Source organism: Nocardia sp. NPDC051900, assembly GCF_044452545.1.
Taxonomy (GTDB): Bacteria; Actinomycetota; Actinomycetes; order Mycobacteriales; family Mycobacteriaceae; genus Nocardia; species Nocardia sichangensis.
Genome location: NZ_JBITBU010000005.1, coordinates 1 through 16937, shown reverse-complemented (window position 1 = coordinate 16937; position 16937 = coordinate 1). Strand labels below are relative to the sequence as shown.

General features: G+C 67.6%; 15 protein-coding genes and 1 riboswitch. Of the genes, 7 read left to right on the top strand and 8 right to left on the bottom strand.

Annotation, left to right across the window (positions count from 1 at the left end; genetic code table 11):
* Positions 1 to 13 precede the first annotated feature (13 nt).
* From ACIA5H_RS09270 to ACIA5H_RS09260, 3 genes are all read right to left on the bottom strand, one after another.
* Entirely contained in the window at positions 14 to 418 is a 405-nt protein-coding gene (locus ACIA5H_RS09270; RefSeq protein ID WP_356963164.1) for an RNA-binding S4 domain-containing protein, read from the bottom strand.
* Positions 419 to 421: 3 nt separating this feature from the next.
* The gene (locus tag ACIA5H_RS09265; protein WP_355071092.1) at positions 422 to 1018 is read right to left on the bottom strand and encodes an NlpC/P60 family protein; all 597 of its coding nucleotides are present in this window, start codon (positions 1016 to 1018) and stop codon (positions 422 to 424) included.
* Between the two features lie 78 nt (positions 1019 to 1096).
* Positions 1097 to 1266, bottom strand: a riboswitch (cyclic di-AMP (ydaO/yuaA leader).
* A gap of 219 nt (positions 1267 to 1485) precedes the next feature.
* On the bottom strand, positions 1486 to 1743 hold the full coding sequence (locus ACIA5H_RS09260; protein WP_355071090.1) for a hypothetical protein: 258 nt from the start codon (positions 1741 to 1743) through the stop codon (positions 1486 to 1488).
* Positions 1744 to 1911: 168 nt separating this feature from the next.
* Here ACIA5H_RS09260 and ACIA5H_RS09255 point away from each other — a divergent pair, with 168 nt between their 5' ends.
* From ACIA5H_RS09255 to ACIA5H_RS09225, 7 genes are all read left to right on the top strand, one after another.
* Positions 1912 to 3093: an ATP-binding protein gene (locus ACIA5H_RS09255; protein ID WP_355071089.1), complete on the top strand. Its 1182-nt coding sequence runs from the start codon at positions 1912 to 1914 to the stop codon at positions 3091 to 3093.
* Between the two features lie 161 nt (positions 3094 to 3254).
* Positions 3255 to 5210 carry an acyl-CoA dehydrogenase family protein gene (locus tag ACIA5H_RS09250; RefSeq protein WP_379249540.1) on the top strand — a complete coding sequence of 652 codons (1956 nt, stop codon included), beginning with the start codon at positions 3255 to 3257 and terminating at the stop codon, positions 5208 to 5210.
* A 330-nt stretch (positions 5211 to 5540) separates the two neighbouring features.
* On the top strand, positions 5541 to 6503 hold the full coding sequence (locus ACIA5H_RS09245; protein ID WP_397075075.1) for an alpha/beta fold hydrolase: 963 nt from the start codon (positions 5541 to 5543) through the stop codon (positions 6501 to 6503).
* A 191-nt stretch (positions 6504 to 6694) separates the two neighbouring features.
* Complete coding sequence (locus tag ACIA5H_RS09240) at positions 6695 to 6982, top strand: hypothetical protein (protein ID WP_379249544.1); 288 nt, start codon at positions 6695 to 6697, stop codon at positions 6980 to 6982.
* A 771-nt stretch (positions 6983 to 7753) separates the two neighbouring features.
* Positions 7754 to 8584 carry a hypothetical protein gene (locus ACIA5H_RS09235; RefSeq protein ID WP_355071083.1) on the top strand — a complete coding sequence of 277 codons (831 nt, stop codon included), beginning with the start codon at positions 7754 to 7756 and terminating at the stop codon, positions 8582 to 8584.
* A gap of 25 nt (positions 8585 to 8609) precedes the next feature.
* A complete protein-coding gene (locus ACIA5H_RS09230; RefSeq protein WP_397075072.1) occupies positions 8610 to 10550 on the top strand; it encodes a fumarate reductase/succinate dehydrogenase flavoprotein subunit in 1941 nt (646 codons plus the stop codon).
* A 2-nt stretch (positions 10551 to 10552) separates the two neighbouring features.
* The gene (locus ACIA5H_RS09225) at positions 10553 to 11299 is read left to right on the top strand and encodes a succinate dehydrogenase/fumarate reductase iron-sulfur subunit (protein WP_397075070.1); all 747 of its coding nucleotides are present in this window, start codon (positions 10553 to 10555) and stop codon (positions 11297 to 11299) included.
* A 47-nt stretch (positions 11300 to 11346) separates the two neighbouring features.
* On the opposite strand, the gene ACIA5H_RS09220 is transcribed toward ACIA5H_RS09225, so the two are convergent.
* The 5 genes from ACIA5H_RS09220 to ACIA5H_RS09200 form a co-directional block, all read right to left on the bottom strand.
* Positions 11347 to 11544 carry a hypothetical protein gene (locus ACIA5H_RS09220; protein WP_379249548.1) on the bottom strand — a complete coding sequence of 66 codons (198 nt, stop codon included), beginning with the start codon at positions 11542 to 11544 and terminating at the stop codon, positions 11347 to 11349.
* A gap of 89 nt (positions 11545 to 11633) precedes the next feature.
* A complete protein-coding gene (locus ACIA5H_RS09215) occupies positions 11634 to 11858 on the bottom strand; it encodes a DUF397 domain-containing protein (protein ID WP_355071076.1) in 225 nt (74 codons plus the stop codon).
* Between the two features lie 178 nt (positions 11859 to 12036).
* Positions 12037 to 12507, bottom strand: a complete 471-nt coding sequence (locus tag ACIA5H_RS09210; protein WP_364424856.1) for a DNA-directed RNA polymerase subunit beta — start codon at positions 12505 to 12507, stop codon at positions 12037 to 12039.
* A gap of 206 nt (positions 12508 to 12713) precedes the next feature.
* Positions 12714 to 13637: a DNA-3-methyladenine glycosylase family protein gene (locus tag ACIA5H_RS09205; RefSeq protein WP_397075482.1), complete on the bottom strand. Its 924-nt coding sequence runs from the start codon at positions 13635 to 13637 to the stop codon at positions 12714 to 12716.
* 365 nt (positions 13638 to 14002) lie between these two features.
* Complete coding sequence (locus ACIA5H_RS09200; protein ID WP_397075480.1) at positions 14003 to 16792, bottom strand: FAD-binding and (Fe-S)-binding domain-containing protein; 2790 nt, start codon at positions 16790 to 16792, stop codon at positions 14003 to 14005.
* Positions 16793 to 16937: the final 145 nt, after the last annotated feature.

Here is a 16937-nt window from a genome sequence, read left to right as displayed (position 1 = left end):
CGCCGGCTTTCGTTCAGTGCTCGTCTCGGCCCATGAGACGGTCGGTCTCGCGACGCTCACGCTTGGTGGGCCGCCCTGCGCCGCGGTCACGGCGGGGCATGCTCGCCAGGATTTCGCGCGGGGGAGGAGGCGGACTGCGATCGATCAAGCACTGCGCGGCGATCGGAGCGCCGACGCGCTTGGTGACGATCCGCTCCACGATGACAATGCGTTCGATACCGCCCGCGCGGACGCGGACCTCGTCACCGGGACGCACGGGCTGTGCGGGCTTGACTGTCGCGCCGTTCACCCGGACGTGCCCGCCACGACATGCCTCCGCAGCGGCGGATCTGGTCTTGAACAGACGCACCGCCCAGGTCCACGAATCAACGCGGGCCTGGGTGGCGGTGTTCTGGATGCCGGATTCGGCGCGGGCCACTCGTTAGACGATACGGCGTGCGGTGACCACCATGTCGGGGCGCAGCGGCGTGTAGGACACCGGCGTACCCGTCTGCACCGCGTTCAGGAGCTTGTTGTCGCCCGCGTAGATGCCGACGTGACCGCCGCCGTTGGTGATGACGATGTCACCCGGCTTCAGCTCGTTGTAAGCGACCGGAGCGCCGACGTGCGACTGCTCGAAGCTGGTGCGGGGAAGCTCGATGCCCGCCTGACGGAATGCCCACTGGACGAGACCGGAGCAGTCGAAGGAGCGGGGACCCGCCGCGCCCCAGGAGTACTGGGCGCCGACCTTGGTCCTGGCGGCGTCGAGGGCGATGTCACCCGGGGAGTTGCTCTGCTGCTGGCCGAACAGGCCCGGCAGCATGGGCGCGAAATTGGGAGCCTGAGGAGCGACCTCTTGCGGCGCCTGGGCAGGGGCGGCGGGAACGGCCGCGAGCGCCTGCTGGATCTGCTGATTGAGCTGCTGGACCGGCTGTTCCCATTCCTGCGGAACATCGAAATTGCCGACACCGGGAACGTTGATGGTCGCGGCCATGGCCGGAATCGCGGGCATGGCGCCGGTCGCGGCCACCGCACCCATGACAATCGCACCCTTGACGGAATTCGGAACCCGAGAATCCCGTTGCAAGCTGTGTTTACCCACCGAGCTACGTCTCCGATCTTGCTGCTCTCCCGCCGACCGGGTTAGCTGACGGGCTCGGGCCGGGAGAGCGGCCCTACCTCGCGACCGAAATCGGCCTCGAGGATTCACCCCAGACGAACCTGTGGGTCCCCGGTACGACAGCCGAGACCGGTTGGCCCCGACAGCCGTTAAGGCGGTAACTAGTGGCGCCGTTTCTCTTACGAAGCGACTGGTTCCACTAAGTCACGAAGAGATTACGGTGCCGACGCGATGTTGTCCACCCCACAGAGCTGCGTCTTTTCCATCACGACCGGAGCCCGCTTGGATCGGCGGAAAATGGCCGCCCAAGCGAAGGTCACGGACTGATCTCGCCGGGCGGCGCGAGGTCACCGAAGGACATCGCCGACCCGTCCGACCACTCGGGTTCAGGGGCGCGTTCCGTGCACCGCGCGCTCGAGTTCGTCGATCCTGCGGCGCGCCTCGGCCAGCTCGACCTCGAGCTTGCCGAGCGCCATGACCAGCGGGCCGACCGCGAGATCGGCGACCAGCTGTGGATCGTCGTAGCCCCGCTCGATCGCGACGAGGATGTTGGACCGGATGCGCTGGGCCACCGTGGCGCCCGCCGGTACGTTCCAGGACCCGACTACCTCGGCGAGGCCGGCGAGAGGTGGTTCGTCGGACATGCCCCTCCGTTCCCGCGCTGCCGTGCCGCGCGACCGTTCTGGCGAACCGCAACCAGCCTAGAGAGCCGGCGGCGAGAGCAATAGTGCAATACGAAACGCTAAGGCTTTCTAGAACACGCCATAGATGTGCCCAGATTATCCGGACGAAACGCGCTACGGTGTCGGGGCATGGACCCCGTGCGGAATCCGTATGCCCCTGGGGCGGGACAGCGCCCGCCCGAATTGGCCGGGCGCGACAAGCAACTCACGGCTTTCGACATCGTGCTCGAACGCGTCGCGCGCGGCAGGCCGGAACGCAGCGTCATGCTCACCGGCTTGCGCGGCGTCGGAAAGACGGTGTTGCTCAACCAGCTTCGCTCGGCCGCCATCTCGCGCGGCTGGGGCACCGGCAAGATCGAGGCGCGCCCGGACCAGGAATTGCGCCGCCCGCTGTCCTCGGCGCTGCACATGGCGGCGCGGGCGATCGCGACGGCGCACCGCAATCCGGAACGGGTGGACGACTTCCTCGGCATCCTCAAGGCTTTCGCGCTGCGGTCCACCGCGGACAAGGGCATGCGGGAACGCTGGCAGCCCGGCATCGACGTGCCCGCGGTGAGCGGCCGGGCCGATTCCGGCGACATCGAGATCGATCTGGTGGAGCTGCTGGTCGAGGCGGCGGCGCTGGCCGGTGACATCGGCGTCGGCATCGCGATCTTCATCGACGAGATGCAGGATCTGGGGCCCGCCGACATCTCCGCGATCTGCGGCGCGTGCCACGAACTGAGCCAGGACGCCGCACCGCTGATCGTGGTGGGCGCGGGCCTGCCGCACCTGCCCGCGGTGCTGTCCGCCTCGAAGAGCTACTCGGAACGACTATTCAGCTATCACCGCATCGACCGCCTGGATCGGGAGTCCGCCGACCAAGCGCTGATCGCGCCCGCCCAGCGCGAGGATGTGAAGTTCACCGACGAGGCATTGGACTCGTTGTACAGCAAGGCCGATGGTTACCCGTATTTCGTGCAGGCGTACGGCAAGGCCGCATGGGATCAGGCGCCGGAGAGTCCGATCACGGCCGAGGATGTGGAGGTGGCCTCGCCCGCCGCCGAGGAAGAGTTGGCGGTCGGATTCTTCGGTTCCCGTTATGAGCGGGCCACCCCCGCTGAGCGGGAATACATGCGCGCCATGGCCGACCTCTCCGGCGACGACGGCCCGGTGGCGACCGCGGCGGTGGCCAACGAACTCGGCCGCAAACCGGCTTCCCTCTCGCCCGCCCGGGACGGCCTGATCAAGAAAGGCCTCATCTACTCCGCCGAGCGCGGCACCATCGGATTCACGGTGCCGCACTTCGGCCGCTATCTGCGCTCGGTCTGAGCGCCCGCCGACCACGCGCGCGGCGATTGATTGCCAACTATTCGCCCATCTTTCAAGATCAATAGATATTCGTAGATTTATCTCGACCAGCAGGCCTACCGATGAGTAACAAACCCTCCTACACTCGGATGTGATCCTGATCACGTCCGAGGGAGGACATCATGGCGACAGCCGCGAAAGTCGACGCCACCGAAGAACAGGCCCGCGCACTGGTCGAGGAATCCCGCGAAACGAGCTGGGCCAAGCCGTCCTTCGCCAAGGAAATGTTCCTGGGGCGGTTCCGGCTCGACCTGATCCACCCGTATCCGGAGCCCGGCCCCGAGGACGCCGAGCGGACCGAGGCGTTCCTGTCCCGGCTGCGGACGCTGTGCGAGTCCATCGACGGATCGGTGATCGAAGCGGAGAGCCGGATCCCGGACGAGTACGTCAAGGGCCTGGCCGAACTCGGTTGCTTCGGCCTGAAGATCCCACAATCGTTCGGCGGCCAGGGACTTTCCCAGTTCGGCTACAACCGAGCGTTGATGCTGGTCGGCTCGGCGCACCCGAGCCTCGGCGTGCTGCTGTCCGCACATCAGTCGATCGGGGTGCCCGAACCGCTGAAACTGGCGGGCACCGACGAGCAGAAGGCCGAGTTCCTGCCCCGCTGCGCGGCCGGGGCGGTCAGCGCGTTCCTGCTCACCGAGCCCGACGTCGGCTCCGATCCGGCCAGGATGGCCAGTACCGCGACGCCGACCGAGGACGGCGAGGCCTACCTGCTCAACGGCGTGAAGCTGTGGACGACCAACGGCGTGGTCGCCGAGTTGCTGGTGGTGATGGCACGCGTGCCCAAGAGCGAGGGGCACCGCGGTGGCATCTCGGCGTTCGTGGTCGAAGCCGACTCACCGGGCATCACCGTCGAGCGGCGCAACTCGTTCATGGGCTTGCGCGGCATCGAGAACGGCCTGACCCGGATGCACGACGTCCGGGTGCCCAAGCGCAACCTGATCGGCCGGGAGGGCGACGGCCTCAAGATCGCGCTCACCACCCTGAACGCGGGCAGGCTCGCCATCCCCGCGTTGTGCACCGCCGCCGCCAAGTGGTCGCTGAAGATCGCGCGGGAGTGGAGCACCCAGCGGGTGCAGTGGGGCAGGCCGGTCGGCGAGCACGCGGCCGTCGGTCAGAAGATCGCGTTCATCGCGGCGACGACGTTCGCGCTGGAGGCGGCGCTCGATCTGTCGGCCACCATGTCCGACGAGGGCCGCAACGACATCCGGATCGAAGCGGCGCTGGCCAAGCTGTGGGCCAGTGAGATGAGCTGTCGGATCGCCGACGAACTCGTGCAGATCCGCGGCGGCCGCGGCTACGAGACGGCGGCCTCGCTCGCCGCGCGGGGCGAGCGGGCCGTCCCCGCCGAGCAGCTGGTGCGCGATCTGCGGATCAACCGCATCTTCGAAGGCTCCAGCGAGATCATGCGGTTGCTGATCGCCAGGGAGATGGCGGACGCGCACATGGCGGCCGCCGGCGCGCTGGTCGACCGCAAGGCCGAGTTCAAGGACAAGGCGAAGGCCGCGGTCGGCGCGACGGGTTTCTACGCCAAGTGGTTCCCGCAGCTCGCGGTCGGCGCGGGGACGGTACCCGCGGCGTACACCGAATTCGGCGTGCTGGCCCGGCATTTGCGCTTCGTCGAGCGCAGTGCGCGCAAGCAGGCCAGGTCCCTGATGTACGCGATGGGCCGGTGGCAGGCGGGCCTGGAGTACCGGCAGAACTTCCTCGGCCGGATCGTCGACATCGGCGCCGAGCTGTTCGCGATGTCGGCGGCCTGCGTGCGAGCCCACGCGTTGCGCGCCGCCGACGCGCCGGAGGGCAAGGCGGCCGAAGAACTGGCGGACACCTTCTGCAGGCAGTCACGGCTGCGCGTGCGCGAGTTGTTCGACGCGCTGTGGGAGAACACCGACGACGACGACCGCACCCTCACCCGCGGCGTGCTCGACGGCCGCTACGAATGGCTGGAGGGCGGCGTGCTCGACCCGAGCGAGGGGACCGGCCCGTGGATCGCGGAGTGGCAGATGGGCCCATCCACCGAGGAGAACCTCCTGCATCCATTCCTGCCGTCCACGCGTCCCCGCGCGGAAGCCTGAGCGGTAGCGGACCCGCCGCACGCCCACCCGAGCGTGCGGCGGGCGGTCGCTCGCGAACTATTCGCCAATATCGGAATTCTCCTAGAGAACCGCAGATATTTCTCGCGAGCGTGCCGCGCATAGCGATCAGGGCAATCTAAAGCTATCTAGTTTTCCGACTAGTATTTCGTAGATTTTCCTGTGCGATTGAAGCCAGCTGCTCGATCGACCGGCAGCCTCGGTTGGACAACGTGTACGTAACGGCAGGTGTAGGGGGTTAACGGAGCGGAAATCCAGTGCGACATCTGGGCAAGAGGCGCCGAACATGCGCCGCGCCCACAGGAGGGTGCCATGTCCACGACCATCGCCCGCCGCGCCGCCGATCACGACGGCCACCACATCACAGTGTCGGCCGAAGACGGCGTTTCCCTCGCGGTCCGCGTCTTCGGCGCCGACGACGCCCTCGCGACCGTCGTCTTCGTGCACGGACATTGCCTGCGCACCGAATCCTGGACCTACCTGCGCGAGCACCTCCTGCGGCAGTGGGGAGACGACACCAGGATGGTGTTCTACGACCATCGCGGCCACGGCGAATCCGGGGTGGCGCATCCGTCGACCTACACCATCGAACAGCTCGGGCACGACCTGGACACCGTGTTGCGGACGGTCGCGCCGACCGGTCCGGTGATCCTGGTCGGCCACTCGATGGGCGCGATGGTCGTGCTCGCCTACGCCCGGCTCTACCCGCAGGCCATCGGCACGCGGATCGCAGGCGTCGGGTTGCTCGCGGCCGCTGCCGCCGGGATCACCGAGGTGGGGCTGGCGCGCCTGTTGAACCGGCGGGCAGTGAACTCGCTGCAAGCCGCCGTCACGCACGCCCCGAAGGTGATGCAGGCGTCCAGACACCTGACCCGCCGCCTGTTCACGCCGATCCTGCGCGAGGCCGAATTCGGCACCAGGAAGGTGAACCCCCGGATCGCCGCGCTGGCCACGGCCATGCTGAACGACACGCCGCTGCTGACCATGGCCGGATTCCTGCACTCGCTGATCACCTTCGACGAGACGGCGACTCTGCACCGGCTCGGCGCGATTCCCACGCTGGTGCTGGCGGGCTCAGCGGACCTCATCTTCCCGTTCGCGCACTCGGTGGCACTGGCCTCCCAGCTGGCCGGTTCCGAACTGGTCCGGCTCGAAGGCGCCGGGCACAGCGTGCTGCTCGAGCGGGCCGAAGAAGTCGCGCTGTCCATCGCCGGACTCGCCGAGCGCGCGTTCGCCGCGGCGCCGTCGGGTGCCGGATACGCCGCAGCGGGCTGAGCTCGGCAATCGAGCGGCAACCATCGGATTTCGACCGCACGCGAGCCAGGATCGAATTCTTTCGGTACTGTGTTGTAGATCACGTTGTGTGGTGGGTCACACGGCTCGGTACAGCGCGGCCCAAGGCAAACGGGCAACCGCGCGTCACGGCACCGAGTTCGCATGTCCGCCAGGGAATTCAGGAGGTATCGATGACTCGCAGCGAATTCGCGGAACTACGCTACGCGGTCGGCCAACTCCGGCAATCCATCGGCGTACTCCGCACCCAGTACGGCGACGCCAGCACGGTGCGGCGGTTGGAGAACGACCTCGAACGCCTCGCCATCGACGCCGACGAACTCGAGCAGTCACCGCCGCCGGAGGTGCGGCAGACCGCCCAAGACGTCATCTACGTGCCGGACAGCAAGTCCGACGAGGCCGCTTGGATGGGCGCACAGGACGAGGGGCTCGGCTTCCACTCCCGTCCGCGGACGAAGTAGTTCCGGGGTGGGCGGCGCGAGCCGCCCATCGCGGTACTCCCTGCCCGATGCCTGCCGTGGCGGCCGCACCCGTGCCACCGGGCCGCGCGCGGTCCCTGCGGCCTGGCGCACGGCGCCGCCGTGATCGCACAGCGCGCGATGGACGCCTGAGCCGTATCGGTCCTCCGCACGACACAGTTCGTGCAGCGACCCGCCATGGTGCGCAAGCCGCTCACCCCCGCCGGACACCGAGCGCGATGAAGATGTTCACCTTGCCCGGCGCGACGATCGAGTCGTTCTCCCGCGCACCGGCGCCGAGACCGCCACCCGTGTCGGCTCCCGCACCGAGCGTTCGGTCACCGCGGCGGGCACACCATCGAGGCCGACCTCCGGCGAGAGCGCACGGCGCGCGCAGCTGGCTGCACAGGCGCTCCGGTCGCACCCTCCCGTTGCCGGGTGCATCCGAGCAGGTCAACACGTTGATTCCGGTCGGATATGGCCGACGATCAATGTCTTCACACGGCGGTTGAAGAGACAATTCCGGCATCCCGTTTTTGCCTGCTCGAATCTTGTTTCGCGGAAGGTGACTTCGAAAAGTCCGGTTGGCCCGGAACCCGCGTAGACAAGCACGCGGCGTGCCTGATGTGGCGCAAATCATACGGTTGACGGCGGGGCATGTTTGTCGAGACCCCGTTCGATCAATAGCGCACGTGTCGTATGGTGCTCAGCATCACATTCGATTGCGGAGGTAACGATGACCACCCGCACACAAGATCAGCGAGGCATCCGCCTGTGAGTGCCGCACCGACCGCCGCCCCCGAAGCGGGCACCGGCGTATTCAGCAGAACAAGGGCCCGAATCTCGGATCGCACGTTGCGCACCGACCGATGGTGGATCCCCCCACTCGTCACGGTGCTCGGGCTAGCCGCGTTCGTCATCTACGCGACGATCAGATCGTATGTGCGCACGGCATATTGGGTCCCGGACTATCACTATCTGACCCCGTTCTATTCACCGTGCCTGAGCACTTCCTGCGTCGAGGGCTCCAGCCATTTCGGCACCCCTTTCGGCGATCTGCCCGCGATCCTGCCGCTGGGCTTCGTGGTGCTGCCCTTCCTGCTCGGTTTCCGCCTGACCTGCTACTACTACCGCAAGGCCTACTACCGGGCGGTGTGGTTCTCCCCGCCCGCCTGCGCCGTGGCCGAGCCGCACGCCAAGTACACCGGTGAGACCAGGCTGCCGCTGATCGTCCAGAACGCACATCGCTACTTCTTCTATGTGGCCCTGGTGGTTTCGGTGATCAACACCTACGACGCCATCGTCGCCTTCCACGGCAAGACCGGTGGCTTCGGTTTCGGCCTCGGCAATATCGTGCTGCTGGTCAACGTGATCCTGCTGTGGGCCTACACGCTGTCGTGCCACTCGTGCAGGCACATCGCGGGTGGACGGCTCAAGAACTTCTCCGCGCATCCGGTGCGCTACTGGTTCTGGACTCAGGTCTCCAAGCTGAACACCCGGCACATGGCGCTGGCCTGGACCACTCTCGGCACGCTCGTGCTGACCGACTTCTACGTCATGTTGGTTGCCAGCCAAACGATTTCGGACCTGCGGTTCATCGACTGACCGCCTCATCGAGGAGTTTCTCTGCATGGCAGAAGTGGAACGGCACAAATACGACGTCGTCGTGATCGGAGCGGGCGGCGCCGGATTGCGGGCGGTCATCGAAGCCAGGGAGCACGGCCTGTCCGTCGCGGTGGTGTGCAAGTCGCTGTTCGGCAAAGCGCACACCGTGATGGCCGAAGGCGGCTGCGCGGCGTCGATGGGCAACGCGAACGAGAAGGACAATTGGCAGGTTCATTTCCGGGACACGATGCGCGGCGGCAAGTTCCTGAACAACTGGCGCATGGCCGAATTGCATGCTCAGGAAGCGCCCGATCGAGTGTGGGAACTGGAGACCTACGGGGCGCTGTTCGACCGGACGGCGGACGGCCGCATCAGTCAGCGCAATTTCGGCGGCCACACCTACCCGCGGCTCGCGCATGTCGGCGACCGGACCGGCCTCGAGATCATCCGCACCATGCAGCAGAAGATCGTGTCGCTGCAACAAGAGGATTTCGCCGAGACCGGTGACTACGAGAAGCGCATCAAAGTCTTCGCCGAATGCACCATCACCGAATTGCTCAAGGACGGTGACCGCATCGCCGGCGCGTTCGGTTACTGGCGCGAATCCGGCCGCTTCATCCTGTTCGAGACCCCCGCGGTGGTCCTGGCGACCGGCGGCATCGGCAAGTCGTACAAGGTGACCTCGAACTCCTGGGAGTACACCGGCGACGGGCACGCGCTGGCGCTGCGCGCGGGCGCGACGCTGATCAACATGGAGTTCCTGCAGTTCCATCCCACCGGCATGGTCTGGCCGCCCAGCGTGAAGGGCATCCTGGTCACCGAGGGCGTACGCGGCGACGGCGGGGTGTTGAAGAACACCGAGGGCAAGCGGTTCATGTTCGACTACATTCCGCCGGTCTTCAAGGGGCAGTACGCCGAGACCGAGGAAGAGGCCGACCAGTGGCTGCGCGACAACGACTCCGCTCGCCGCACACCGGACCTGCTGCCGCGTGACGAGGTCGCCCGCGCCATCAACGAGGAGGTCAAGGCCGGGCGCGGCACCGAGCACGGCGGCGTCTACCTCGACATCGCTTCCCGGATGCCCGCCGAGGAGATCGTGCGACGACTGCCTTCGATGCACCATCAGTTCAAAGAGCTGGCGGACGTCGACATCACGAAGGAACCGATGGAGGTCGGGCCCACCTGTCACTACGTGATGGGCGGAGTCGAGGTCGATCCGGACACCGGCGCGGCCACGGTGCCCGGTCTGTTCGCCGCGGGTGAGTGTTCCGGCGGAATGCACGGATCCAACCGCCTCGGCGGAAACTCGCTGTCCGACCTGCTGGTGTTCGGCCGCCGGGCCGGGCTCGGGGCCGCGGCCTATGTGGAACAGCTCGGCGAGCGGCCCGCAGTCGCGGACGACGATGTCACGAACGCCGCGAAGGCCGCCGTGGCGCCGTTCGATCCGCCCGCCGACGGCAAAGGGGAGAACCCCTACACCTTGCACACCGATTTGCAGCAGACGATGAACGACCTGGTCGGCATCATCCGCAAGGAACACGAGGTGCGCGAGGCGATCGACAGACTCGCCGAGTTGCGTGCCCGGTTCCGCCAGGTGACCGTCGAGGGCCACCGCCAGTTCAACCCCGGCTGGCATCTCGCGCTCGACCTGCAGAACATGCTGCTGGTCAGCGAATGCGTGGCGCACGCGGCGCTGCTGCGGACCGAGAGCCGCGGCGGGCACACCCGGGACGACCACCCGTCGATGGACCCCGACTGGCGGAACAAACTGCTGGTCTGCGCGGTGGATCCGGGCACGGCCGGCGACCCGATCCCCGGCGTCACCGTGACGCGCAAGGATCAGATCCCGATGCGATCGGACCTGCTCGCCCTCTTCGATCTCGGCGAGCTCGAGAAGTACTACACCCCGGATGAACTCGCCGGGCACCCGGCCGCGGCCGGGCAATCGACGGAGCGAGAGGCGTAACGATGGGTTACGACGCCAAATTCCGCGTATGGCGCGGCGATCTCGACGGCGGAGAACTGCAGGATTTCACCGTGCTGGTGAACGAGGGCGAGGTCGTACTCGACATCATCCACCGGCTACAGGCCACCCAGACGCCCGATTTGGCCGTGCGCTGGAACTGCAAGGCGGGCAAGTGCGGTTCCTGTTCGGCCGAAGTGAACGGGCGGCCGCGCCTGTTGTGCATGACCCGGATGTCCACCTTCACCCAGGACGAAGTGATCACGGTGACGCCGATGCGCACCTTCCCCGTGATCAAGGACCTCGTGACGGACGTGTCGTTCAATTACGAAAAGGCGCGGGAGATACCGTCTTTCACGCCACCCGCCGATCTCAAACCGGGCGAGTACCGGATGAAGCAGGTCGACGTCGAACGTTCGCAGGAATTCCGCAAGTGCATCGAGTGCTTCCTGTGCCAGAACACCTGTCACGTGGTGCGTGACCACGAAGAGAACAAGAAAGCGTTCGCCGGGCCGCGCTATTTGATGCGGATCAGTGAATTGGAGATGCACCCGCTGGATGCGGGCGACCGCACCGAACTCGCCCAGGACGAGCAAGGGCTCGGTCTGTGCAACATCACCAAATGCTGTACCGAGGTCTGCCCCGAGCACATCAAGATCACCGACAACGCGTTGATCCCGATGAAGGAACGGGTGGCCGACCGCAAGTACGACCCGCTGGTCTGGCTGGGCAACAAGCTGTTCCGCCGATAGGACGCCGGACAACCGGCCGGGGCGATCCCCGGCCGGTCGGCGCACCCTTACAACATGGCCACGACGCCGAGGGCCACGACCCACACCAGCAGGCCGACGAACAGCGCCGACAGCAGCGAGCTGGTGAGGACGAAGACTCCGACCGCCGACACCGCGAACAACAGCGCGACGATCAGCCATTCCACCCAATCGTCCGGCCGCAATTTCCGGTACCGGGGATGGGAACTCTTGAGCCCTCGGTCCACAGATGATGGACTACCCGAATTCAGCCTCGGTAAACGTCTTTTCGTTGCCGAAAATGTGTCATTCCGTGATCTACGAAGGCGGCCGTGTCTTATCGCGGCCGGTCGAACTCTCCGTCCTGCACACCGGCAGTGAAGGCGGCCCACTCCGCGGGCGTGAAGATCAGCACCGGCCCCTCGGGATCGTTCCCGTTGCGCATCCCCACGTGTCCGTCGGCGAGCAGCGCCACTTCGACGCTGTCGTTGCCCGCCCCTTCCCCGGCCCTCCGCCACGTGGCGCCGGACAGGTCGATGTTCGTGTTGCCTTGAATGCTCACGAGACGGACTCCTTCGCTATCTGCCGTGGGAGACGTGTGTACGGACCGAGAACCCAGCACCACCGCTGGGCGCACGCACGCGCGCCCGATAGTACCGCCGCCGAGCGGCGCTGTCGGGCGAACAACCGACGAAGAACGGCCCGGTACTCCGACCGGCCACGTGATTCGCCGCCTGCGCTCAGCGGCGGCGTGGTGCGGGCTCCGCCCACGCACGAATGGCCGCGACGACCACCCGGCCGGACGGGCGAAACCTGTTCCGCGGCGGCACTATCCAAGACCGAATCGCGCCGACCGACGCCGTCGGGGACGGCAACGCGATCGTCGACCCCGTGCGGCAGACCGAGACGTTGAGCCGGAACAACTCCGCGAACAGGCGCGTATCGTTTTCCGGCAGGTCCGGCGCGATCAGGAAGGTCCAGCGATTCGATCGCGGGTGCGCCAGGATCGGGCCCAGCCGCACGCTCTTGCTCTGCATGTGCGCCTTGACCGCCTGACCCAGGCTACTCGGCATGGTCAACGCCCACACCGACCCCGCGCGCATCACGATCCGGCCGAGTTCGGGCGGATCCACAACGGCGGGCAGATCGCATTCCCGCCGGTAGAACAGGCATCTGGATCGTGGCGTATCCCCGAGTGGCCTCTGCTCCACTGACAACCCCCTGCAGTTGTGTGGTTCGACGATGAGGTGCGCGCCATACGGAACCCCTCCGGCTACCGCTCGCGGACCGATGAGAATGCGGCGATGGCCGAGTGTGGCGCGACTACCTCTAGTTTTGCTTTTCTCCGGCCGGAACCGACTGATAAAGAATGGGCAAAACTGCGGAAAAGTGAACGCGCCGAGGGGCCGCTGTGAACTCAGTGCCAGGTGTGATCGGTCAGCGGGGTGCGGGGGCCGAACTTCGGCTTGTAGAAGTGGCCGCTGATTTCCAGCAGGCGGATCGCCCGATAACGGTGCGGGCGCAGCGGCTCCAGGTATTCGACCATCGCATCGTCATCCATGGGACGGCCGAGCAGAGTCCAGCCGACCGCGGCGGACAGGTGGTAATCGCCGACCGACAGCGCGTCCGCGTCGCCGAAAGCCCGCTGCGCGATCTCCGCGGCCGTCCACACCCCGATACCGGGGACACTGCACAACCTTCGTGCCGCCTCGACCGGATCGACCCGGGCCGCGCGCTCCAGCGATTCGGCGATCCGAGCCGCGCGCACGATGGTCTGCGCGCGTTGCGGTCCGACATTGGCCCGGTGGTACACCCAGGAGGGAATTCGCCGCCAAGTGTCCGCGTCCGGCGGCAGCCGCATTCCCTCCGGTGCGGGGCCGGGCGCCGGTTCGCCGTACTGCCGCACCAGTTTCCGCCACGACGCCCGCGCGGAGACGGTGTGCACCTTCTGCTCCAGCACCGACGGCACAAGGGCTTCGAAGACCAAGCCCGTGCGCAGCATGCGGAGCCCGGGAAAACGGCGATGGGCGTCCACGAGTTTCGGATGATCCGGGAGGAACGCCGAGACGTCCTCGTCCAGACACAGCATGTGCTCGAGACCCGCGAGGAATTCCGCCGCGCCCGGCCCCCAGGCGCGGGCCTGCACAGTGCGCGGATCGGACTGGGCCAGGCGGTAGGTGACCGGCCCGGTCGGCAGACGGGAGGCGTGCCAGTGCGCGCCGTCGCCGGTCACCCGATGGCACGGATCGCCGGTGCCGCGGCCGAGGGGAGCGAGCGTGCACGCCAGGTCGATCGGCCGATCCGTGGTCACGGTCCGGCTGGCTCCCGGCTCGACCGTCATGCTGCGCACCCGAGACATTCTGCCCGGTGCGGCGCGCGGCGCCGCGTCCCGCTCCACCGGGACACGCGGATTATTATCTGAGCCACACCTAAAGCCTTTCATACCTATCGCACATGATTATGGTTTCGCAATCAGATGTAACGGCATGAGATTCACGGCGATATTGTTTTCGTTCGGCAAATATCTGGCAGTAGCAATGACGGAGGTTCTTCGATGATCACCAATCTGCTCAACTGGCTGCTCAACGCCTGGGGTGGAGTCTTCGCGGGCAGCTCGGGCTACCAGATTCCGCCGGGCACCCTGCCGTTCGGCAGCTGAACCGCGCGGCGCCCGCCCGGCCTGTCCGGCGGGCGCGCCCGAAAAGGTCACTCGCCCAGTAGGAATTGCGCGATATGCCGCGCCCGGCGCCCAGCGAGGGACGCGGCCTGAGTGCGGCAGGAAAAGCCATCGGCGAGGAGGATCGCGTCGTCTCCCGCGGCGCGCAGCGCGGGGAGCATGCCGTTCTCGGCCACCGCGACCGAAATGTCGTAATGGCCCGACTGCATTCCGAAATTTCCCGCCAGACCGCAGCACCCGGTGATTTCCGTCACCGTCACGCCCATACTGGCTAATAAATGGCGATCGGCATCGAATCCGAGAATCGCGTGCTGGTGACAATGCGGTTGAACCACCACCGATCGGCCGGTGCGCCGCGGCGGGCGCCAGCTGGGCTGATCGGCGAGGAATTCGGCCAAGGTGCGCACCGCGGCGGCGGTCGGGGCGGATCTGGGATCGTCCGGCAACAATTCCGTGAGGTCCGCGCGCAGAACCGCGGTGCAGGACGGTTCCAGTCCCACGACCACGCCACCCGCCTCCACATGCTCCTGCAACGCGGTCAACGTGGCCCGCAACCGCGCGCGGGCGCCGTCGAGCTGACCGGTGCTGATCCAGGTGAGTCCGCAGCAGACGCGTTGCTCGGGGATGCGAACGCGGTAGCCCAAGGTGGCAAGCAGCCGCGCCGCGGCCAAGGCGATCTCCGGGTCGAACGCGTCGGTGAAGGTATCGATCCACAGCATCACGTCGCCGGAGGCACCGCTTTCGGCCCGCACCTCGGGCGCGTAGGCGGACTCGGCCATGCGCGCGCCTTCGTCCAGATCGCGCCAGATGCGGCGGAACGTACGCGCGGCCAGGCGCGGCACCTCACGACGCGGGTCGATGCCTGCCGCCCGCAGCCCGGCTCGGCGCAGCGCGGTCCGGGCCGCCAGCGCGTTGACGACCCGCGGCAGCCGGCTCGCGGCGGACAGCCATCGAGGCAACCAGCCCAGCGAATAGTGATCGATCGGCCGGAGCCGGTGGCGGTAGCGGCGATACAGCGTCTCCGACTTGTAGGTGGCCATGTCCACGCCCGCCGGGCAGTCCGACCGGCACGCCCGGCAGGACAGGCACAGATCGAGCGACTCGGCGACGGCCTCCGACGACCAGGGCAGCGCGCCGCGCACCACCTCTTGCAGCACCCTCGCCCGCCCGCGTGTGCTGTCCTTCTCGTCCCGGGTGGCCTCGTAGGACGGGCACATGAAACCGCCGTCGGCCCGGCATTTGCCGACGCCGACGCAGCGGTGCACCGCGACGCTGATATCGCCGTCGTCTTCTCCGAGCGGGTAACCGTTCGATGTGCCGACGTCACCGAGTCCGGCCAGCCGCAGGTCGGCATCGATCGGACGCGGCGCGACGAGCACGCCCGGATTCAAGATGTCGCCGGGGTCGAATAAGGCCTTGTACCCGGCGAAGACATCGAGCACCGCGGGGGAGTACATCGCCGAGAGCAACTCGGAGCGAGCCCGGCCGTCGCCGTGCTCGCCGGACAGCGAACCGCCGTGCCGGACGACCAGCTCCGCCGCGTCGAACAGGAAGGCGCGGAAGCGGTGCGGCGCGTCGGCGATCGGAAGATCGAGGCGGACGTGGATGCAGCCGTCGCCGATGTGCCCGTAGAGCAGCCCGTCGACACCGTGCTCGCGCGTCAGCGCGGCGAAATCGCGGAGGTAGGAGCCGAGCCGTTCCGGTGGGACGGCCGCGTCCTCCCAGCCCGGCCAGGCCGGCCGCCCGTCCGGCGTGCGACCGGCCAGCCCCGCGCCGTCGGCCCTGATCCGCCACAGCTGCGCGGCGGTACCGGGATCGGTGACGATCCTGCTGTCCATCGCGCCCGCCGTCCGGCACAGTCGCTGTGCGACGGCCAGCGCGTCGGCCTGCGTCGCGCCCGCGGTCTCCACGAACAGCCAACCGCCACCGCGCGGCAGGTCGGGCACCGTTCCCCGATGCGCCCGGACCACGTCGACCAGCCGCGCGTCGATGCCCTCCACCGCGATCGGCGCGCAGGCCAGCACGGCGGCGACATCGTCGGCCGCGGTGGCGATGTCCGGGTAGCCGAGCACCGTGAGCACGGTGGCCGCGGGCAGCTCGACCAGCTCGACGGTCGCGTCCAGCAACAGACCGCAGGTGCCCTCGCTGCCGACGAACGCCTTCGCCGCCGACGCGCCGCGCTCGGGCAGCAGATGTTCCAAACCGTATCCGGACGCCTGGCGGTCGAAGCGCCCGAGATCGGTGCGCAACACCGCGAGATTTGCCCGGCTGAATTCCGCGAGACCCGGCACCGCGGACAGGTCGGCGGCCAGTGTGCGTTCGGTGCGGGTGCCGTCCAGGATGCGCAGTTCGCGCACCGTGTCGGAGGTGCGGCCCCACGCGACGGCGCGCGGTCCGCACGCGTTGTTGCCGATCATGCCGCCGAGCGTGCAGCGATTCTGTGTCGAAGGGTCCGGTCCGAAGCGCAGGCCGTGCGGACGGGCCGCGCGCTGCAACTCCGACAGGACCACGCCCGGCTGCACGGTAGCCACGCGCGCGGCCGCATCGATCGCCACGATCCGGTTCATATGCCTGCTGAAATCGAGCACCAGCCCGGGACCGATCGCGTTGCCCGCCACCGACGTCCCCGCGCCGCGCGCGGTCACCGGCAGCCCCTCGGCTCCGGCGAACTCCAAGGTGACCGCGACGTCCTCGTCGGTCCGCGGAAAGACGACCGCCGCCGGGAGAACCCGATAGTTCGACGCGTCCGAGGAGTACTCCGCCCGCCGCCGCTCGGAGGCGTCGACCTCACCCGCGATCCTGCCGCGCAGCGCCGCCATACGGTTCACTGTGTTGATTTTTCCAGCGCCTGCGGCGCTGGGTGTTCGCGGCCCCTTTGTGGCTCGCGTCCGATCGACCGCCGCTGGCGACTTCGTCGCGGACGCGGCGGCCGCTCGGACGCGAGCCGGGCCGCGAACCGCGGAT